This window comes from Tunturiibacter gelidiferens (assembly GCF_014201335.1).
Classification (GTDB): Bacteria; Acidobacteriota; Terriglobia; order Terriglobales; family Acidobacteriaceae; genus Edaphobacter; species Edaphobacter lichenicola_E.
Genome location: NZ_JACHEB010000003.1, coordinates 457,396 through 477,185 on the forward strand (window position 1 = coordinate 457,396; position 19,790 = coordinate 477,185).

The window sequence follows — 19,790 nt, forward strand, 5'->3', positions numbered from 1 at the left end:
CTATCAGGGGTGACGCTGGACGTGGTGTAAGACTTTTGTAATGCCACACAAAGGTGGGAGTTGATAGGCTTGAAGTATGACAAGTGGGACTAAAGTTGCACCGTTTAGCTTAAAGCCGTGGTTTAGCGAAAGAGTTTGGGGCAAGAGCGATCTGAGGCCCTGGTATGACGAGACCGGAACGAACGAATTGGTAGGTGAGGCGTGGCTGACGGGGCCACAGTGTCTGGTGGAGACGGGACCGTTTAGAGGCCAGACGCTGGCTTCGGTCGGGGAGAAGATAGGTGGGGAGTTTCCGCTGCTCGTGAAGATCTTATTCCCGGCGGATAAGCTCTCGGTGCAGGTGCATCCGGATGACGCGCAGGCGAAGGCGATGGGCGAGACTCGGGGAAAGACCGAGTGCTGGTATGTGCTGGAGGCGGACCCGGGGGCGACGGTCGCACTGGGATTGAAGCCGGGTGTCGGGGCGAAGGAAGTCGCGGCTTCTGTAGAAAGTGGGACGATGGAGACGCTGCTCGAGCATGTGCCTGTGTCGGTGGGAGACATGCTTTTTGTGGACGCGGGGACTGTGCACGCGATTGGACCCGGTGTGGTGCTGCTGGAGACGCAACAGACGAGCGATGTGACCTATCGTCTGTATGACTATGGACGGCCGCGGGAGCTGCATCTGGAGAAGGGGCTGCAGGTGATTAAGCCTAAGACACAGGCGGGAAAGGTTGCGCCGCGAAAGATGGAGGGGTTTACGAGGTTGATTGAGCAGAGATATTTTGTTGTGGATCGATTTGAGCTTGGTGCGACGAAAGAAGAGACTGTGTCGCTCGATGGAGCTGGATGTCTGGTTGGGCTGACCGGCAGAGGTGTGGTCAGGACGCCCGATGGTGAGTTGGAGTTGATTCCGGGGAAGGCTGTGGTCGTTCCGATTGGAGACCTCAGCGTTGTTGTGGAAACGAATTCTGAAGTTTCGTTCGCGCGGTGTGTGGCTCCGGTTTAGGGGGACGATGCAATGACAGGTCGAGGTGCGAAGACGGCTGTAAAACATGTCGCTCTGCTCCGCGGCATCAATGTTGGAGGGAAGAATATGCTGCCGATGAAAGAGTTGGTGAGGCTCTTTTCGGCGGCAGGCTGCGGCGAAGTGGTGACGTATATCCAGAGTGGGAATATTGTCTTTTGCGCGGAGTGCAAGGTGGTGAAGCAACTCGATCGCGTGATTGCCAAGCAGGTGGAGGAACGGTTCGGATTGAAGGTGCCGGTGGTGTTGCGGACTGCCTCAGAGCTAGACGCAGTGGTCCGCGGAAATCCATTTTTGAAGGCAGGCGCTGCGGAAGAGTTGCTGCATGTTTCTTTTCTAGCGGATCGGCCGAGCACAGATTTGGTGGCCGCGTTGGACTCTACGCGATCGGCGCCCGATGAGTTTGCTGTCGTGGGGCGCGAGATCTATATGAAGCTGGTGACTGGAGCGGCGAAGACGAAGCTGACGAATGCGTATTTCGATTCGAAGCTGAAGACCGTGAGCACGATGAGAAACTGGCGCACGGTTTTGAAGCTTGCAGAGATGACGGCCTGATTCGGTTCCCCCGGTAGAGTCGAGAGTTAGTTGAGGAAGACGCTTAGCTCGTTGGCGGCGTTACGAAGATGGTTGAGGAAACGGCTCTGCATCTCGAGGACGGAGATGCGGGGGGCGTTGCCGCTGAGGTTGAGAGTGGCGACGACGCGGCCCGAGGAGGCATAGACGGGGACGGCGAGAGAGCGGAGGCCAACTTCGTACTCCTGATCGACGAGCGCGTATCCGTTGCGACGGACGTTGCGCAGGGCGAGGCGGAGCTTTTCGACTGAGGTGATCGTGCGGGTGGTGTGCGGGGTGAGTGCGGCTTTGGCGAGGTACTGCTCGAGCTGTTCGGTGGGGAGATAAGCGAGGAGCACGCGGCCCATGCTAGTGCAGTAGGCGGGCAGCCGGCTGCCGATGTGGAGGTCGACGGCCATAACGCGATTGACCTGGGTGCGAGCGATGTAGACGATGTCTTCGCCGTCGAGTGTGGCGACGGAGAAGGATTCGCGGAGAGCGGCGGACATGCGCTCGAGGATAGGCTGGGCGGCGGCGGAGAGGGTGTTCGATGTGGTGTAGGTGTGCGAGAGGGTGAGCATCCGCGGACGGAGCGAGTAGCGTGAGCCGTCCTCTGCACCGGCAAAACCGAGCTTGGTGAGGGTGTAGAGGCAGCGGCGAACGGCGGCGCGGGAGAGGCCTGTTTTTACGCTGAGCTGCGAGATGGTCATCTGCGGGGATTGCTGAGTGAAGGCCTGAATGACGATGAGACCACGCGCGAGCGAGGTCATGAAGTTGGGGTCGCCGGTGAAGATATCAAGGGATGAAGCGGGAGTAGGTTTCGGTTCTGCGGGAGGAGCGGGCGGGAGGGAGGAATCGGGTGATGCGAGGGCTTGGCGGGGGGTGAGGCTCATTCGGGTCCCTTTCCGTAACGTTATCAAACGTAATGTTCGATAGACGGACTATCACTACGATAAACGCACGTATTCGATATCGCAAGATGTTGCGATGGATCCGGCTTCTCTATCGAAGGAGATTTTCCGAATTTAAGGACAACATGGAGCGTCAGAGCCCAAACGGCGACGCTTTTTGTTGGGTGTGTTTGGTAGGAGAGGTGCTACCGCTGGTCGAGAACGGTGAGAACGTCCGCTGGTTCCGGGCGAACCCGAAAGTCAGCGTGACCTTCTGCAAACAGGATGGTGTTGGTCTGGTCGATGACGAAGACGGCGGGGAGCGGGAGGCGCCAGCTGGCTTCTGTGGCGTTGTGATAGCTGAGGCCGGCGTTGTTAAAGGGGATGTTGATAAGAATGGACTGGTAGTAGCTGCGGAGGTCTTGAGGAATGGTGTGGGCTATGCCAAATCGCTCCGCGATAGTGGCGCCGGGGTCGGCGAGCAGAGGGTATTGCAGGCCGTGCTGCTCAAGAGTGAATGTGTTTTGGCGAGTGGTCTGCGGGGATATGGCGACGAAGATGGCACCGCGTTTGCGGAGATCGGCGTGCAGATCGCGCCAGGCTTCGAGCTCAGTGACACAGTACGGATCCCAACGGCCACGGAAGAAGTTGATGACGAGCGGGCCGAGGGCGAGAAGGTCGGTTGAACGGATAGGCTTGTGAGTGAGAGCGTCTTCGAGAGTGAAAGCCGGGGCTTGCGCCCCGGCTTTCAGTGTGTGGTCCTCGATGCCGGTGTTGAAGAGGTCTTCGGTCGCCTTTTCGGAGACGGCGAGGCGCTCGGGCTGGACGAGGGCGCGTGTATTTTGCGTGATACGGTCCAGTTGATCCTGAAGCGAGATGTTGAGAGCGGCGGTCACAACTACATTATTGCAGCTGTCTCTACGTTTTTGTTGGTGGGCTGGCTTTCAGCAACGTTCGTTTTGGCGTGGCAGGAAGTGGCGGGCTGAGACTGTTGCGCTGCGGTTTTGTTGTGACTGGGGTTGGCGGCTACAGGGGCGGCCTTCATCTCCTTGATGAGAGTGACGAGACGGGCGAAGGCCTGTTCGCGGGCGATCTTGTTGCCGGGAACGGCGTTACCGGGATCTTCGCCGGCGCGCATGAAGCCGTGACCGGCACCGTCGTAGGTGATGGGCTCATATTTTTTGCCAGCGGCTTTCATAGCGGCGCTGGTTGCGGGGATGGTGGCGCCGATTCGGGCGTCGTTGCCAGCGTAGAAGCCGTAGACGGGAGCAGTGATCGTGGTCACGTCCGAGGGGCCAGGTCCGTAGAAGACAAAGGCGGCGGAAAGATCTTTGCGGTGAGCGGCGAAGGCGAAGGATTTTCCCCCTCCCCAGCAGAAGCCGGTGACGGCGATCTTACCGTTGGCTGCGGGGAGTTTTTTGCCGTAGTCCGCTGCTGCGTCTAGGTCGGCGTTGACGACGTCGGGATCGAGGCCGGAGACGGCTTTGACGGTGGCGTCCTGATCGGGGAAGGCGTCGGAGCCGCCGCCGTTGGGACCGAATCCAGTGAGGAGGTCAGGGGCGATGACGATGAAGCCTTGCGCGGCTAATTCGTCGGCCATCTCTTTGGCCCAGTCGCTGAGGCCGAAGATCTCATGGATGAGAATGACGACGGGAGCTTTGGTCTTGACTTCGGGGTATACGACGAAGGCCTGGACGGTGCGGTCACCGTGCTTGAGAGGGACGTATTCGTGATGGCGCGGGGAGGCTTCGAGACGGGCCTTGGCCCAATCTTGCGCATGGATCGTAGCGGTGGAGAGGGGAAGGAGAAGAGCTGCGGCAAAGAGTCTAATGGCGCGAGGCATCGTGAAAGTCATGGGGAGGAGTGTAGTACGCGATGGAGGGGAGGGACAAGACGCAGCTCTTGATTTGTTGCCGAATTATTGTGAGTTCAATAAAGGCGCAGGAATCGTGCAATTTCGCAACGGCGATAGTTGGGCTTTTATACTTTGCGGATGGTGAAGTTTCAGTTGAGAGTTGCGGCGGACGATGATGTTGCTGCGATTCGTGAATTGATACAAGCCTCCGTGAGGGGGTTACAAGTGGCGGACTATTCCTTTGCGCAAAGAGAGGGGGCGCTGTCTACGGTGTTCACGGTCGATAGTCAGTTGATTACAGATGGCACCTACTTCGTTGCGATCGCGGAAGGCGGAGTGATAGCTGGATGTGGTGGATGGAGCTTCCGGAAGACGCTCTACGGCGGGGATCATCAGATGGAGAAGATTGCGCCGGAGAGATTGGATGCACGGAAGGACGCTGCGAAGATTCGAGCGATCTTTGTGCATCCGGATTTTGCGCGGATGGGCTTGGGAGGCCTGATTCTCGCCACCGCTGAAGAAGCTGCGAAGGCAGAAGGGTTCACCCGCTTTGAGATGGGTAGTACGCTGACGGGTGTCACGCTCTATGAACAGAAGGGATATCGGGAAGTCGAACGCAGGAAGGTGCCGGTGGGCGGCGGAGAGACGATCGAGGTTGTGCGTATGGTGAAAGATATCGGCGAGATCTCCCGTTGAGATGCATTTGAGGCAGGAGAACGTTTTCAATGGCTCGCCACAGTTGCTTGAGTCATTTCAAATGAACTGCTGAGCGAGCGCGAAATCAAGAAGAGGTTTTCCTCTAGGTGGCTGCGATGAAAGTTGCAAACGGACAAAGTGTTGACGTTGGCGAGAGGGTGTGTAGTCTTCAGGTAGAGGAGATCCTACTCGATGGTTGAAATGCCGCTGATTGCGAAAGGCGCTGATGAGCTTTACTTGCTGCCGGGGATGACGAATCGGCATGGCCTTGTAGCAGGCGCAACCGGGACAGGTAAGACCGTCACGCTGCAGGTGATGGCGGAAGTATTGAGTTCGATCGGCGTGCCCGTGTTTGCCGCGGACGTGAAGGGGGACTTGTCGGGTATTTCGCAGGCAGGGAAGAGTTCGCCGAAGTTCGATGCTCGGGTTACAGCGATGGGGCTGGGCGAATGGAGCTTTACGGGATGCCCGGTGGTGTTTTGGGATGTGTTTGGGAAGCAGGGACACCCGGTGCGGGCGACGGTGAGCGAGATGGGACCGCTGCTTTTGAGCCGGATTCTGAACCTGAATGACACGCAAACGGGGGTGTTGACTCTTGTTTTCAAGATCGCCGACGACAGTGGGTTATTGTTGCTGGACATGAAAGACATGCAGGCGATGCTCCAGCACGTGGGCGAAGCTGCGAAGGAATACCAGACGCAGTATGGAAATATTTCGGCGGCGAGCATAGGTGCAATTCAGCGAGGGTTGGTGGGGTTGGAGCAGCAGGGAGGAGATCTTTTCTTCGGCGAGCCAGCGTTGAACATCGATGACCTGTTGCAAGTAGATTCGAGTGGTAAAGGCGTAGTGAATATTTTGGCGGCGGATCAGCTACTGCAGTCGCCACAACTGTATGCAACGTTTTTGCTTTGGCTGATGAGTGAGTTGTTTGAGAAACTGCCGGAGGTTGGCGATCTCGAAAAGCCGAAGCTGGTGTTTTTCTTCGACGAGGCCCATTTGTTGTTCAACGATCTGCCGTCGGTTTTGCAGAATCGCATTGAGCAGGTGGTGAGGTTGATTCGGTCGAAGGGGGTTGGGGTGTTCTTTGTGACGCAGAATCCGATCGACGTGCCGGATACAGTGCTGAGTCAACTCGGGAATCGTGTGCAGCATGCGTTGCGAGCGTTTTCTCCTCGGGATCAGAAGGCGGTGAAGGCTGCTGCACAGACGTTTCGCGCGAATCCGAAGTTGAATGTGGAGGCAGTCATTACCGAGTTGGGCGTGGGTGAGGCGCTGGTTTCGTTTCTGGATGAGAAAGGGATCCCCGCGATGGTGGAGCGGGCGATGGTGTGTCCGCCGCATAGTCAGATAGGACCGATTACGCCGGAGCAGAGAGCTGCGATCATCAAGAATTCGGTGGTGGCGGGGGTGTATGAGACGGTGGTGGATCGGGAGTCGGCTTATGAGCGGTTGAAGGGGAAGGTGGGGGGTGGGGTGGCTGCTCCGGCGGGTACTCCTGCTGGTACGGGGTCGGGGCCGGGGTGGATGGAGGCGGCCGGGAGTGCGCTGGGTGGGGTGTTGGGGTCTGGCGGATCGCGGCGGGGAGACACGGTGCTGCAGGCGGCGGTGAAGAGTGCGGCTCGGACGATGGGGAGCACGGTGGGGCGGCAGTTGATCCGTGGGGTGTTAGGTTCGCTGTTAGGCGGATCGAAACGATAGACGGCGGCGGTAGGTTCGCTGGGCTACTTGGTGCAGGAGGAGCAGGTCCCGTAGACGAAGAACTCGTGGCTGGAGTACTTAAAGCCGCGGGGGAGTTTGGGGCGGGACTGCATCTCGCAGCCTTCGAGTTCGTGGACAGTGCCACAGGTGTTGCATTGGAAGTGGTGGTGGTGGGCCTTGCCTGATACCTCGTAGCGGGTGGAGTGGCCGGGGACATCGACAGGAGTGAGCCACTTGTCGTCGACCAGGCTGCCGATGTTGCGGTAGACGGTGGCGATGCTGAGGGCGTCTACCTCTTTCTGAGCCAGGGCGAGGGCTTCGTCGGGAGAGAGGGGGCGATTCGCCTCGAGGAAGGCGGCGCGGATGGCGTCTTTCTGGCGGGTGTTGCGGGTCTGGACCGTGGTTGGCATGAGCACGCTTGGCTAGCGTCTTATCGTAGCGTGTTGCGAAGATACTCTCAACTAGGTGGTTGGTTGAGAGAGCTGAGATGGCCCATTCGGTCGTGCGGAATGGGCCTGCTGCAGCTAGATAACCTTCATCAGGAGCAGGATGAGGACGATGAGCAGGATGAGGCTGATGCCGCCTCCGCCGTAGTAGCCGAGGCCAGGTCCCATGCGATAACCGCCAAAGCCGAACACCAGAATCAGAATGAGCAAAAGGATAAGCATCTTTATTTTTTCTCCGTTCGGCGAAATTTCGCCAGATGGAGGTGTGATGCTGATTTTGTTGCAGGCGTAATCGAAAATTCTTTCGCCGTTCACTTTGCTGGTACTGGGGCGATGTGGCGGTCACCCCTCCCCCTCCCCTGGGGGTATATTGCGGGTAACTTGTTTGTTTGCTTTAGCTTGCAGACAGTGGACCGCTGTAAAATATTGAAAACAAGCTGGTTGTGCACAAAATACTTGTTTTGAGAGAGTTAGAGGGAGCATGGTTCGTCTCAGACTCGATCTCTTTAGTTAGTTTTGGGGCCTCTGTTAACAGGATAGCTGGTTGGTGCGGGTGAATACGCCACGCGAAAAGGCGCGTCTGGAGCGGGTTTTCTCGTGGGTGGGATTTGACATGTTGTTTTTGGGCTGTTTTGAGGTTATTTTGCTGGCGTTTGCTGATTGGGTGGGAGCTTTCTTTAGGAGGTGCAGATGTCCCAGTGCTGGGTTTTTCGATGTGCATCGGGCATAACCTTGCTGCGTGTGAACGGTCTCACAGTTATGAATGACGGCCCAAGCAGGTGAAGCGACTTATTTAAGGAGGCAGGTGCAATGGCAAATCGAATGATTGGAGCGATAGCGTCTTGCGTGGTGTGTGGTGTGGTTCTAATCGGTGCGGATGGTGTCGGCTGGGGGCAGGGAGGGAAGGCGCTGTATCCGGCGATGGCTCCTATAGAGCAGTACCGCGTGGCGAGCGTGGCGGAGGAAGTCGCGCTGGCGCGCAGTGCGGCGAATGTTGCAGTGAGCGGTGATGCGGAGGTGATGGTGCTCGGCAGCCACGGTTATGAGACGGCGGCGAAGGGGACGAACGGCTTCGTCTGCCTGGTCGAGCGTTCGTGGGCTACCACCTTCGACGATCCTCAGTTCTGGAACCCGAAGCTGCGCGCGCCGCACTGCTTCAACGCCGCTGCTGCGCGGTCGGTGATGCCGGCGTACCTGAAGCGGACGGAGCTGGTGCTGTCCGGATTGCCGAAGGATCAGGTGGAGGCACGTATGAAGGAGGCGGTGGCGACGAAGGTCATTGGGGTGCCTGAGGAGGGAGCGATGTGCTACATGATGTCGAAGCAGGGATATTTGAACGACAGTGCCGGCCACTGGCATCCTCATGTGATGTTCTTCCTTCCGACTACGGAGGCGGCGAAGTGGGGCGCGAACCTTGATGGATCGCCGGTCTACGCCGCGCAGGGAGCTCCTGAGCCGGTGACGACGTTTATGGTTCCGGTGATGACTTGGTCGGATGGGACGGTGGAGAGATGAAGTGACGCTTTGGTGTTCACATCTCAGAATTGAGTTATGGGTATCGATAGATTCGTTCAATCGTCAACGTCGAAGCCCGCATTTCTCAAAGTATCGAACAAGACCTGCGTCGACGATTTCGCACGAACTTTCTTCGGAGGTGAGGGCTTTACTTTCGGGAGATGTATTCGTTGACGTTCCGCGAGACTCTGAATTGTAGTTACTCGAGCGATGAGCTCGAAGCCATACTTTGTAATCAGCGAATTTAAAAATCCGGGCTCTTCTCCGGCTACAAAAGAGATCATTCCTGGCAATGCAACCTTTTGATCTTCGCGCAATAAATCGAACTTGTGGACCATCGAGCGGATACTTCGTTTGAAGGTGCGAGATATGTGGGGTTTCCCGTCGCTTCCAAGAACTATTCCAGTAACCTGACGTCTTCCTTTCTTGGAAGAATGCCGGGTCTTAGCTCGATTGATTTTCAATGTTGCCGGAATAGGTAGCTCGTCAATGATGCTTTGGGCTTCATCTAAAACTGATGAAAGAACGCCAGGTTTGATGGATGAAAAAAACAGATCATCGGCATAGCGCGTGTAAACAAGACCGCGGTTATTAGCAAGCTTGCTGAGTTGAACATCTAACTGGAAGCATAAGGCATTCGATAAGGCAGGAGAAGTTGGAGCACCTATCGTGAGTTCACCGTTCCTGAACATTAGGGAAGTCACAATGGCTTTATCAATCTCAGTCCACCCTTTGAAGTTCTCTTGGTTGCTATCAACATACGCCGAGAAATCAGAATCCCTGATAGACGGGAAAAAATTCTCTAGATCAATTCGTAGGAGGTATCTGCTTTTCGTGTGGCGAGTTGCGTTGTCGTAGATGGAGATCCCTGTTCTGTATGCTGTCGCCGATTCGTGAACTGGTAATTGTCCCAATAGGTTCCGTAATAACCAGATTTGAACAGCCTTCAACTTTCTAGACGGATGGAAAATCTCACGTAACCCGCCACTCTTCTTCCTGACGATGAATTTCTTGTATTCGTAAGACGCACTACCTGCAAGATTCGCGACGAACTCCCACGTTAGCCCGAGTTCAGTCGTCATACGCTCAGCTATCATTCCTTCCCCCTGATTTGCTCCATTACATGACGGGCTGCTGGAATTGAAAGAAGCGCGGAAAGATGCTCAGACCTGAGTCCCGGCAGAGTGGCTAAAGTCATATGGTGATATGGTTTCGCGGCATTTTCTGATGTTGAGGGGAAAAAGTATGTTTCGTTTGCGACCGCAAACGAGCCCAAAATTCCCATGGCTTTTCCAAGTGCAACGACTGTTGCGACGGCAACGGTTGAAGGTGCTTCGCTTAAAATTCCTTGGCAGTAGCTTTCTACTGTCTCTATGGTCGCAGGATAGATTATCGCGATGAGATCGCAGATGAACAACAATAGTTGCTTGGGACTATCGGCGAGGTTAGAGACTTTTGCAGTGGTGGTTTTGATTCGAGAAAGTCGTTCTTCTATTTCTCCCACTGCTGTGAGGATACTGGCCAAGGGAACGTAGATCGTAGGGGCGAAGTTCGATTCAGCTTCGATCCAATGTATCGGCCCCAAAGCAATGAATGAATTTTGCGGAGGAGAATATTCAGCGTCCACTATTGCGAGAAGCTTGGGTCGTAGAGCATCGCTATTGGAGAACGCGCCTAATTCTGCAAATGTTCCGGGGCTTTCTACTATCACGATGACCAAATCTGCAAGTTTCGCGAGATCAGCCTCCATCGCTAATGCACCAAGTTTTATACGAGAAGCGATGACTTCCCAAACAGGTTCTGCGTAAAAGAACTTAGTTGTAGGAATGTGCTTATGAAGATAGGCTGCGAGCGTATCGCGAGGTGTGCTTTTTTCGCCACCACAGAGGAAAATTATTGGTTCTGATCGGCGAAATCTGTAGTGAGGATTCGTGAGAGAGGAAATCAGTCTTTCACGAACCCTCACATACTTTGGATGTTCATACCACTCAACTTGCATAACTCCCACTTCGAGCGGCCCCCGGCGCAGCCGGGGCAGAAAACCTATCAACCATAACGGGCTGGCTAAGCACCAGCCACAGACGCGAACTTGAACGTCTGTTCACACTAGGAGCACGTTTAGATTGCATTGAGGGCGCACGAAAGTCAAGAAAACTAACGCCCGAATTTTTGTTTGCCTTGCATTTGGCTCATCATGCGTTGCTGGGCTTTGATGCCGCCGCCACCGCCTAGGGACTTGAACATCTTGCGCATCTGGGCGTATTGACGCAGGAGATTGTTGACGTCCTGTACGGACGTGCCTGAGCCGCGGGCTATGCGCTTGCGGCGGTTGCCGTTGATGATCTCGTGGTCGAGACGCTCTTTCTGCGTCATCGAGTTGATGATGGATTCGACGCGGGTGAACTGGCCTTCGTCTACGTTTTCGACGGCCTGCTGCATGCCGGCGAAGGGGCCGACGGAGGGGAGCATCTTGAGGATGGACTTCATGGAGCCCATCTTTTTGATCTGACGGAGCTGGTCGCGGAAGTCGTCGAGGGTGAAGCCGTCGCCGGAGAGGGCTTTCTTGGCGAACTGCTCGGCTTTGCCGCGGTCGAGGGTGGCTTCGGCGCGCTCGAGGAGGGTGGCGATGTCGCCGTGACCCATGATGCGGGAGACGATGCGGTCGGGGTGGAAGGGCTCGAAGGCGTCGGGCTTTTCGCCAGTCCCCAAAAACTTTATCGGCGCTCCTGTCACGTGCCGAATGGAGAGGGCAGCGCCGCCGCGTGCATCGCCGTCCATCTTGGTGAGGATGGCGCCGGTGATGGTGAGGAGATCGTTGAAGGCCTTAGCGGAGTTGACGGCGTCCTGGCCGGTCATGGCGTCGGCGACGAAGAGGATCTCGGAGGGGTTGAGGAGCTTTTTGAGCTGCGCCATCTCGTCCATCAGCGACGCGTCGATCTGGTTGCGGCCTGCGGTGTCGACGATGAGCATGTCGCAGCCGAAGTTGGCGGCTTCGCGCCTGGCTTCTTTGGCTAGGCGGAGGACGGCGTCGGTGCCGGGTTTTTCTTCGGTGAGCTTGCCCTCGTAGAGCTGGGCGGAGATGGAGCGGGCTACGATGGCGAGCTGCTCGCGGGCGGCGGGACGGTAGACGTCGACCGAGACGAGCATGGGGCGGTGGCCGGCTTTTTTTAGCCAACTAGCTAGCTTGCCGGAGGTGGTGGTTTTGCCGGAGCCCTGGAGGCCTGCCATGAGGATGACGCTTGGGGGCTGGGAACTTTTTTGGAAGCGGGCAGTGTCGCGGCCCAGGAGGTTGACTAGCTCGTCGTGGACGATCTTTACGATTTGCTCGGATGGGCTGAGGGCGGTGGCGACCTTTTCGCCGATGGCGCGGGTGCGGATGTGCTCGACGAGCTCGTTGACGACGGTGAGGTTGACGTCGGATTCGAGAAGGGCGAGGCGGATCTCGCGGATGGCGTCGGAGATGTTCTCGTCGGAGATGGTGCCCTGGCCGCGGAGGGTCTTGAAGGAACGCTGGAGTTTGTCGCTTAGGTTTTCAAACATGACTGCTACAAGTTTACAGGGAATGGCGGGGAATTGCGCCCTACGCGGGCGGCGGTCACTTCGTGACTTGTATACCCCTTTGGGTGGCGCTCCCGTTGGTCGCGAGGGGCTCTAGTTGAGGAGGCCGCCTTTGGCGAAGGTGATGGTGAGATCGACCAGGTGGGTGTTGGGGTCGGCGATAGCGTCGTAGGTGGCGGAGTAGCCGGAGAGCGTTTGGAGGGCGCTGTTGTTGTGGAGGAAGTTGGTGAGGTAGGTCGCGTCGTAGAAGTCGCCGGGGTTCATGTGCCACGCGGAGTCGAATTGCTTCTGCTGCTCGGCGGAGAGGCCGAGGGCTTTGACGCTGTGGATTTGGTATTGCGGGCCGGGGTCGACGGTGATGGTGTAGGAGACGTGGTGGCTGAGATGGTCGAAGGTGGCTGGGGCTTTGACTTTTGCGTCCTGAAAACCTTTGGCGAAGTAGGCGGCCGTGATGATGGACAGGCTTTGGCAAAGGGCTGCTTCGGAGGCCATGTCTCCGGGCTTCATCTTGACTTGTTTGCTGAAGTCGGCGGTGCTGATGACGTCGGAGCCGGGCCAGTTGAGCTGAAAGAGTTGGTAGGGCTGGCCTTCTTTGAGGGTAGCGGTGAAGGCGACGTCGATGTTGTTGGGGGTTACCTGGGGTGGGGCTTGAGCGAGGTTGAGAACGGCCATGTCGAGGTAGCCCGCATCGTGGTAGGCCGAGGTGAGTGCGTTGGTGATGGTGGTGCGAGTGGTGTTGGTGTCGAAGGGCTGATCGGTCTGGCTTTTGATTACGGGGTCGAGCCTGGGCTGCATGGTGGGCGAGGCTTGAACCAGGGTGAGGGTATGGACGCGAACCTGGGGGGACTCGATGGCAAAGCCAATGGAGGTTGGTGCGGCGCCGGCTTGCGTACTGTTGGCGACTGCCACGACGTTGGCGGTGACGCCCTTTTCCGCGACCATGGTTTTGAGGGCAGAGATGATGCTGTTCTGGAAATTGCCGGTTGTAGGGATGAGGCCGATGTAGAGGGGGACGCGGGCCTTGAGTGCGGTAGTGAGTTCGGCGGGTGACCACCAGACGAAGTTGGTGAAGGTGGCGGGGAGGAGATTCGAGTCCGGCATGGGCTTCAGGGTGAAGACGAGGCCTTTTTCATTAGAGGCAAAGTTGATGTCTGAGAAGAGACCGGTGTCGCCGAGGTGCTGGGCGGCAGCTTGAAGCGCGTCTTGCGTCGAGGTCGAGCCGGGGGTGAGGCCGGTGACTTTGAGGAGGTCGGCCTGCGAGTAGGCGGGGGCTCCTTCGAAGGTGATCGGAGGAACGGTGAAGGTTTGGGCGGAGAGTTGCAGGGGGAGGACGGAAAGGCAGAGAGCGAGGAGAGTGGGCCTGAAAGTCTTCGAGCGCATTTGAATGGAAGATACCCCATGCTGCGATGGGTGAGAAGAGACTTCTTTTTAGAGAGCTTGTCCTGCCGGACGCCTCCTGCGCGGAGGGCGGTCACTTCGTGACTTGTATACCCCTTCTGTGGCGCTCCCGTTGGTTGCGAGGGGATATTTTGCGCCGACCATCGGAAGGCTCCGGGCGAAGCCGGTACACACGTCACGAAGTGACCGATCCACGCGTAGTGGGCCTGTCCGGCAAGACGCAAGTGGCGGCCTTGGTGCGTAGTCAGATTGGTTCGGGGTGTGAGTCGGAGCCGCACGGAGGTTTGGGGGGCGGGATAATTGGTCTATGCAAGATGCGGGACAAGCTTCGGGGAATGTTCGAGTTATGCGGGAGTTCGTCGCGTATCTGCGAGTGGAGAAAGGGCTTCGGCCCGCGAGTTGCGAGGCGTATCAGCGGGATTTAGAGCAGTTTGCCGAGCATGTTGAGATGCGGGATGGGTTGCTATTAGGAGCCATGCAGGCGGATGTGAGTGGATTCATGGAGGGGCTGCGGGGGCATGGGGTGGAGTCGCGGTCGATTGCGCGAAAGCTCAGCTGTTTGCGTGGGTTCTATCGCTGGCTGGTGATGGATAAGAGAATCTCTCATGACCCGACGGTCAATGTGGAGACGCCTGCCAGCTGGAAGGTGCTGCCGAAATCGCTGGCCGAGGGTGAAGTGGCGGAGATGCTGGAGCGGACTGCTGTCGCCGCGAGGAGTGATGATGCCGACGGGCTGGCGCTACGGGATCATGCGATTTTGGAGATGTTGTACGCGGGTGGATTGAGGGTGGGGGAGATCTGTGCGCTGCGGGTAGAGGATGTGCATCTCGATCAGGGGCGGGCGCAGGTGCGTGGCAAAGGCGATAAGGAAAGGATCGTGCCGCTGGGGCGGTCGGCGATGGAGGCTTTGGAGAGATATCTGGCGATGGGAAGGCCTAGCCTCGTGAAGGGCGGCCTGGAGCGGGGAAGTCACGCGGTGCAGAGAGCGCTGTTTCTGAGTGTGCGGGGACATGCGCTGACACGGCAGTGGGTGTGGGAGATGGTGCGGTCGGTTTCGGGGACAGGGAGTAAGGCTAGTCCGCATATGCTGCGGCACAGTTGCGCGACGCACATGGTGGAGCATGGTGCGGATCTGCGCAGTGTGCAGACTTTGCTGGGTCATGCCGATATTGCTACGACGCAGGTTTATACGCATGTGGCGCTGGGGCATTTGAAGAAGGTGCATCGGGAGCATCATCCGCGAGGGAAGAAACGGGCTGCGAGTTGAGGTTGGAGATGAGCAGGAGCGGTCGTGCCCGCACGATGCCCACATCTCAAAATCGAGATATGGAGCACCCGTTTGTTCGGATGTTCACTCGACGAATTGATATGCGGTACCCGGTTCGCTGTGTGTCGGTCTGATTTTGTTGATATGCGCCTGGTGCCGTTGATGTGCAGAGTCCCTGAAAGTTGAGGATCTATGCGGGAAGAAGTCAGTGAATTCGACAGATTGGCCGAGGGTTTTCTGGCGATGCTCAAGAATGAGCGCGGGGCGTCGGAGCATACGGTGCGGGCGTATGCGCGTGAGGTGCGAAGCTTTGCGGCCTATCTTGGCGACACGCTAGGCAAGGATGCGAATGTGGGTGAGGTGGAACATCTGCATATTCGCGCTTACTTGGGATTGTTATATGAGCGGGGGTTGACCAAAGCTAGTGCCGCGCGGGCGCTGGCGGCGGTGAGGAGCTGGTTCAAGTGGCTGGCGAAGGAGGGAAAGGTGGCGCAGAATCCTGCGCTGCTGGTGAGTACGCCGAAGCTGCCGAAGCATCTGCCGCGGGTGCCTAGTGTGGAAGAGGTGAATCGAGTTTTGAATTCGCTGGATGGTTCGACTGAGAAGAAGGCTGGAGGCGATGTAGTCTCCCACCCTTCGCATAGTGCGCGAAGGATGGGGCACGCGGGCGGTGGTGGTGATTCGGATGAGGGAGATGCTTCGGCGTGGCCTGAGCGGGATCGGGTGATCTTCGAGTTGTTGTATGGGTGTGGGATTCGGAACTCGGAGTTGGTGGGACTGAATATGGGCAGCGTGAAGTGGCGTGATGACGCGGTGTTGGTGAGAGGCAAGGGAAGGAAGGAGCGGCTGGTGCCGTTAGGAGATGAGGCTGCCGCTGCGTTGCGGGCGTATCTGCCGTTGCGGGAGGCGAAGCTGATGGCAGCGGGCAAAGGTGCGCTGGTGCATGAGGGGCCTTTGATGATGAACCTGCGGATGCGTGGCGATTGCAGGTTGACTACGCGGAGTGTGGGAAGGATTGTGAAGGCGATTGCGCTGAGCAGGGGACTGGCGGCGGATGTGCATCCGCATACGCTACGGCATGCGTTTGGAACGCATATGTTGGAGGAGGGGGCCGATCTGCGGGCGATTCAGGAGATGCTGGGGCATGAGCGGTTGTCGACGACGCAGCGATATACGCAGCTGACGGTGGGTCAGGTGCAGAAGGTTTATGACGAGACTCATCCTCGGGCGAAGTGATTTTTTTCTGTGGTGGTGGGAGGGCGTTTCTGCTGAGTGTTTTGGTGAAAGCGGCGTTTTAGGTGTGGTGTTTTGATGGTGGGATCGTGGTGGTTTGTGGTGAGTTTGTGGTTTGCTGATGGTGCTTTTTTCGTGGTGGGAAAAAGTGACAGGCTTGTGAGATTTATTTTTGGTTGCGTTGGTTTGGGCGCGGAGTTCGAGACTCGTTGAAACCCATGCCTCAAATCGAGACATGGGGCATCCGCATTTTTGCAACTATTTTTAGGCTGGGCCGTCAATGATCTTGCTTGGCCTTTGACTTTGCTTAGTTTTTGGCGAAGACGTAAAAGTCGGCGAAGAATGTGTTGTCGGGATGGGTGGGGTCGTAGGGGAATTCGTTGGGCGTTGTTGATTCGAGCGACCATTCGGGGTGGTGCCTGGCGATCCAGTCGGTGAATCTCCGGTGATTTACGTGCTTTTGGGGCCACTCCCTGAATTGATCTCTAATAGCGGCTGTCCTGCGGTAGCAGGGTCAGGCTTAGTCGACGCGCGATTTTATGGGAACTTCAGATAAACTATTCCCGGAGTAGCTGTTCGCTAACGACTCTTCAGGTCAGGATGGAAAAATGGGTCAAATCGAGGCTCCACGCCACTCCATTCCTGCGATCGATGTCGCCCGCGGAATAGGAATTGCTCTTGTTGTTTATGGTCATTTGAACGACGGAAGTTTTCTAAGGAACTGGATCTACCTGTTCCATATGCCGTTGTTCTTTTTTCTGAGCGGCTACCTTCATAAAGTAAAGACAGATTATCGTGGCTTCTTCGAGAAGAAGTTTATCCACCTGATGATCCCTTACTTTTCGTTTCTGCTGCTGTATGCGCCGCTCTACTATAAACAGCATCACACCGATTCTCACCGTTTGCTTCACACCGTAGGAGCATTGCTGTGGGGAGGTGATTCTCTGCGTGGCTTGCTCGCTGTGTTCTGGTTTGTAAGCTGCCTCTTCCTCACACAACAAGTGATGAATTGGCTCCTGGCACGTCACAGCTCACGCACCGTAAACATGATCACTGTGGCAGCGTTCGTTCTGAGTTTCGTGAACTTGATGTATGCGCCATGGTTCAAACTGCCCTTCGATGCTCAGGTTGTGCTTGGCGCGATGCCGTTCTTCCTGCTTGGTTACAGGGCCAGGTCTTTTGATCTGAATCGAGTATGGGTTCGACTGATCGCTCTAGTTGGCTTTGTCACTGCTGGCATCCTGGTATATAGCCATCCTTCACTCGACTATGAAATGCGGAGCGGTACGTACGGGTGGCCCGGCGTCTCGTTTGTGCTGGCAGCTAGCTGCATCCTGACTGTCCTCTTTGTGAGTGAGTTGATCAGTCGCAGCCGTTTGGCTGTCGTCGTCGTCGGATCGCTAGGCGCGCTCTCGATGGGGATCATGTTCGTCCATCTCGAAGTGCGGTCGATCCTTGGCGTGCATCGGTTGGAGAAGATGAACCCCGTTGTGTCCTTGTGCCTTGTCCTGATTGGCTCCTACTTTGTGTCCTATCTGATCTCAAAGTTCTCTTTGACGCGCGGCTTCCTGATGGGATCGCAGGCAGACGTCAAAGAGTGGCTGAATCGGCTGAACTTCACTAGTCGAAAGGCAATTGAAGAGGTTGGAAGTGTCGCGGAATAAATCAGCAGTCTCCCGAATCAGCCAGAGTTGAGGCTTACAAGATTGTGTAGCGTCTAACTTTCAGGAGTGGTCTGCTCGCCCTCTGATTTTGCTGATCGCAGCTGTTTGGACGATGAAGAACCGGCGCGGACAGAGGTCGCATCAAATCAAATGTGAATGCGAGGTAGGGGATGCTGGGACGGTTTCGGCAGGGCGTGGGGTTGGCGGCGGTGGGAGTGGTTCTGATGGTGGGGCAGGGGTGTAAGAAGAAGCCGGTGCCTGCGGTCGTGCAACCTGTGGTGCGTGCAGCGCCGCGGCCTGCACCGGTGGATTTTCCTGATGATCCTCCGACGCAATTGAATGTTGATCAGCCTGTGCATCATGCGGGGCATCGGGTTGCTCCTCCTCCGCCGGTTATGCCGGCTCCGAGGCCGTTGGTTGATCCAAATGCGCTGGCGGAGGCGCAGAGACAAAGAGATGCGACGCTGTTTCAGCAGCAGCAGGCGGCCTCTCAAAGGCAGCAGCAGGAGTTGAACGGGGTGGTGCAGCGGAGTCAGAAGCTTCAGCAGGAACAGCAGGCTGAGCCGCGAATTCAGGATCTTCCCGAGGTGCCGATTACGCAGCCGGTTGTGCCGGGGCAGGAGCCTCCGCGGATTCAAGATAATCCGAACATGCCGCAGCCGCAGCAGGCTGAGCCTGCACCGATGGATGGGAACTCTGAGCAGCAGACTGATCCTGCGCAACAGGGTCAGTCGCCACAAAACTTCTAGGTTGCTGGTTTTAGCGACTTGATATGAGCAGAATGTGGGCGGGTTCTGAGGGGGTGGCCGGGGAGATCTGGAACGATTGTTCGGGGGCTATGGAGACTACGGTGCCTGGTTCGATCGTTGTGGTGTGACCGTTCTGGGTGAGAGTTGTATTGGAGAAGGCCACCAGGACTGCGGGGGCCGATGTGGGCGGGATTGCGCAGGGGGTGGTGTCGACGCAGACGACGCGACGGACTGTGAGGTGCGGGGAGGAGAATTCGGTGGCATCGATGTTGTGGGTGAGGGTGGTGGGTGCGGGACCGCGGAATTCGACGATTTTGTCATCGAGGTGAGGGAGTTCGACGCGGAGGAAGTCTGAGGGGAGGTCGCTGAGATTTTCGATGGCGTGCCGCTCGATGATGCCTGGGCCGATGCGGAAGGCTCCGAGGTGAGTTGGGGGACGGGTGACGGTGTCGGGTTTTGGTTCGTCGTGGATGATGTTTACGGGGCCGGAGTTGTTGAGGTAGACGAAGACGGTGGGGATCGCGGGGTGGTCGTGGACGGGGACTTTTTCGTGGGGGCCGTAGTGGACGCGGATGACTTTGAAGGTGTCGTTAGTGAGGATGGTGGTGTAGTTGGGGGGGAGGCTGGGGTTTTTCTGGGCGAGGGTTGTGAGAGGACTGGAGAGGAGTAGTAAGAGGGGGAGAAACTTGTTCATGCGGGGTTCCTGTGTGATTGCTTAGGGTGTCTGGGTGTTTTGAGGGGATTGCCGTGCTGGGGACAGCAGATCCCCTTCGGGGATGACAACCAGAACGGCAAGTGCAAGTGCAAAAGCCACTGCAAGTGCAACTGCAACGCCGGTGGGTCAGTAACGGGGGATGGTTGGGTCGATGGTGCGGGACCAGGCGTCGATGCCTCCGGCGAGGGATTGGGCGTGCTCGAAACCCTGATTACGCAACCACATAGTGACGCTGAGGGAGCGGGCGCCGTGGTGGCAGAGGACGACGATAGGGGCGTCGGGATCGAGTTCAGCGTGGGCGCGGGAGGGGATCTCGCCCATGGGAATGAGGACGGAGTTGGGGAGGCTGGCGGTTTGAAACTCCCAAGGCTCGCGGACGTCTAGCAAAAGGGGTGCGTTGGGCTGCTCGCGGAGTTTGGAGAAGGCTTCTGCGGTAATTTCGGGCTCTAACATGATTTCAAGGATATCCTTATAGATGGCATGAGGCACAGGGGCCGGACGGGTCTTTGGTGACGATTGGCTAGTTTCGGCTGTTGAATGGAGCGAGT

The 19,790-nt window shown here is 57.1% G+C and carries 20 protein-coding genes; 9 read left to right on the forward strand and 11 right to left on the reverse strand.

Annotated elements, in window-relative coordinates:
• The first annotated feature begins 76 nt into the window (after positions 1-76).
• Together HDF14_RS08130 and HDF14_RS08135 are read left to right on the forward strand one after the other, a co-directional pair.
• Positions 77-988, forward strand: coding sequence for a type I phosphomannose isomerase catalytic subunit (locus HDF14_RS08130; protein ID WP_183975312.1), 912 nt, complete (start codon positions 77-79; stop codon positions 986-988).
• Positions 989-1,000: 12 nt separating this feature from the next.
• Positions 1,001-1,561: a DUF1697 domain-containing protein gene (locus HDF14_RS08135; RefSeq protein WP_183975314.1), complete on the forward strand. Its 561-nt coding sequence runs from the start codon at positions 1,001-1,003 to the stop codon at positions 1,559-1,561.
• 26 nt (positions 1,562-1,587) lie between these two features.
• On the opposite strand, the gene HDF14_RS08140 is transcribed toward HDF14_RS08135, so the two are convergent.
• From HDF14_RS08140 to HDF14_RS08150, 3 genes are all read right to left on the reverse strand, one after another.
• The gene (locus HDF14_RS08140; protein ID WP_183975316.1) at positions 1,588-2,451 is read right to left on the reverse strand and encodes an IclR family transcriptional regulator domain-containing protein; all 864 of its coding nucleotides are present in this window, start codon (positions 2,449-2,451) and stop codon (positions 1,588-1,590) included.
• A gap of 203 nt (positions 2,452-2,654) precedes the next feature.
• On the reverse strand, positions 2,655-3,344 hold the full coding sequence (locus HDF14_RS08145) for a peroxiredoxin-like family protein (RefSeq protein ID WP_313899517.1): 690 nt from the start codon (positions 3,342-3,344) through the stop codon (positions 2,655-2,657).
• Between the two features lie 2 nt (positions 3,345-3,346).
• Positions 3,347-4,291 carry a dienelactone hydrolase family protein gene (locus tag HDF14_RS08150; RefSeq protein ID WP_183975318.1) on the reverse strand — a complete coding sequence of 315 codons (945 nt, stop codon included), beginning with the start codon at positions 4,289-4,291 and terminating at the stop codon, positions 3,347-3,349.
• A gap of 129 nt (positions 4,292-4,420) precedes the next feature.
• Between HDF14_RS08150 and HDF14_RS08155 the strand changes: the two genes are divergently transcribed.
• Together HDF14_RS08155 and HDF14_RS08160 are read left to right on the forward strand one after the other, a co-directional pair.
• Positions 4,421-4,999, forward strand: a complete 579-nt coding sequence (locus HDF14_RS08155) for a GNAT family N-acetyltransferase (protein ID WP_260698115.1) — start codon at positions 4,421-4,423, stop codon at positions 4,997-4,999.
• A gap of 192 nt (positions 5,000-5,191) precedes the next feature.
• Complete coding sequence (locus tag HDF14_RS08160; RefSeq protein ID WP_183975320.1) at positions 5,192-6,697, forward strand: helicase HerA-like C-terminal domain-containing protein; 1,506 nt, start codon at positions 5,192-5,194, stop codon at positions 6,695-6,697.
• 23 nt (positions 6,698-6,720) lie between these two features.
• On the opposite strand, the gene HDF14_RS08165 is transcribed toward HDF14_RS08160, so the two are convergent.
• Positions 6,721-7,107: a Fur family transcriptional regulator gene (locus tag HDF14_RS08165; protein WP_183975322.1), complete on the reverse strand. Its 387-nt coding sequence runs from the start codon at positions 7,105-7,107 to the stop codon at positions 6,721-6,723.
• 114 nt (positions 7,108-7,221) lie between these two features.
• Complete coding sequence (locus tag HDF14_RS08170; protein WP_183975324.1) at positions 7,222-7,365, reverse strand: DUF3309 family protein; 144 nt, start codon at positions 7,363-7,365, stop codon at positions 7,222-7,224.
• Positions 7,366-7,953: 588 nt separating this feature from the next.
• On the opposite strand from HDF14_RS08170, the gene HDF14_RS08175 reads away from it, so the two are divergent.
• Positions 7,954-8,658 (forward strand): hypothetical protein, encoded by a 705-nt coding sequence (locus HDF14_RS08175; RefSeq protein WP_221304598.1) that lies wholly within the window; start codon positions 7,954-7,956, stop codon positions 8,656-8,658.
• Positions 8,659-8,714: 56 nt separating this feature from the next.
• Here the strand turns inward: HDF14_RS08175 and HDF14_RS08180 are convergent, their stop codons facing one another.
• From HDF14_RS08180 to HDF14_RS08195, 4 genes are all read right to left on the reverse strand, one after another.
• Positions 8,715-9,740 carry a retron St85 family RNA-directed DNA polymerase gene (locus HDF14_RS08180; RefSeq protein WP_183975326.1) on the reverse strand — a complete coding sequence of 342 codons (1,026 nt, stop codon included), beginning with the start codon at positions 9,738-9,740 and terminating at the stop codon, positions 8,715-8,717.
• An 11-nt stretch (positions 9,741-9,751) separates the two neighbouring features.
• Positions 9,752-10,657 carry a retron St85 family effector protein gene (locus HDF14_RS08185; protein WP_183975328.1) on the reverse strand — a complete coding sequence of 302 codons (906 nt, stop codon included), beginning with the start codon at positions 10,655-10,657 and terminating at the stop codon, positions 9,752-9,754.
• Positions 10,658-10,812: 155 nt separating this feature from the next.
• Entirely contained in the window at positions 10,813-12,198 is a 1,386-nt protein-coding gene (gene ffh / locus HDF14_RS08190; protein ID WP_183975330.1) for a signal recognition particle protein, read from the reverse strand.
• A 111-nt stretch (positions 12,199-12,309) separates the two neighbouring features.
• Positions 12,310-13,596 (reverse strand): POTRA domain-containing protein, encoded by a 1,287-nt coding sequence (locus tag HDF14_RS08195; protein ID WP_183975332.1) that lies wholly within the window; start codon positions 13,594-13,596, stop codon positions 12,310-12,312.
• 325 nt (positions 13,597-13,921) lie between these two features.
• On the opposite strand from HDF14_RS08195, the gene HDF14_RS08200 reads away from it, so the two are divergent.
• The 4 genes from HDF14_RS08200 (at position 13,922) to HDF14_RS08215 (ending at position 18,527) form a co-directional block, all read left to right on the forward strand.
• The gene (locus HDF14_RS08200) at positions 13,922-14,881 is read left to right on the forward strand and encodes a site-specific tyrosine recombinase (protein ID WP_183975334.1); all 960 of its coding nucleotides are present in this window, start codon (positions 13,922-13,924) and stop codon (positions 14,879-14,881) included.
• A 192-nt stretch (positions 14,882-15,073) separates the two neighbouring features.
• Positions 15,074-16,117, forward strand: a complete 1,044-nt coding sequence (locus tag HDF14_RS08205) for a tyrosine-type recombinase/integrase (protein WP_183975336.1) — start codon at positions 15,074-15,076, stop codon at positions 16,115-16,117.
• Positions 16,118-16,722: 605 nt separating this feature from the next.
• The gene (locus tag HDF14_RS08210) at positions 16,723-17,778 is read left to right on the forward strand and encodes an acyltransferase family protein (protein WP_183975338.1); all 1,056 of its coding nucleotides are present in this window, start codon (positions 16,723-16,725) and stop codon (positions 17,776-17,778) included.
• A 170-nt stretch (positions 17,779-17,948) separates the two neighbouring features.
• Positions 17,949-18,527 carry a hypothetical protein gene (locus HDF14_RS08215; protein ID WP_183975340.1) on the forward strand — a complete coding sequence of 193 codons (579 nt, stop codon included), beginning with the start codon at positions 17,949-17,951 and terminating at the stop codon, positions 18,525-18,527.
• Positions 18,528-18,537: 10 nt separating this feature from the next.
• Here the strand turns inward: HDF14_RS08215 and HDF14_RS08220 are convergent, their stop codons facing one another.
• Together HDF14_RS08220 and HDF14_RS08225 are read right to left on the reverse strand one after the other, a co-directional pair.
• Complete coding sequence (locus HDF14_RS08220) at positions 18,538-19,221, reverse strand: hypothetical protein (protein ID WP_183975342.1); 684 nt, start codon at positions 19,219-19,221, stop codon at positions 18,538-18,540.
• 147 nt (positions 19,222-19,368) lie between these two features.
• On the reverse strand, positions 19,369-19,695 hold the full coding sequence (locus HDF14_RS08225; RefSeq protein ID WP_183975344.1) for a rhodanese-like domain-containing protein: 327 nt from the start codon (positions 19,693-19,695) through the stop codon (positions 19,369-19,371).
• Positions 19,696-19,790: the final 95 nt, after the last annotated feature.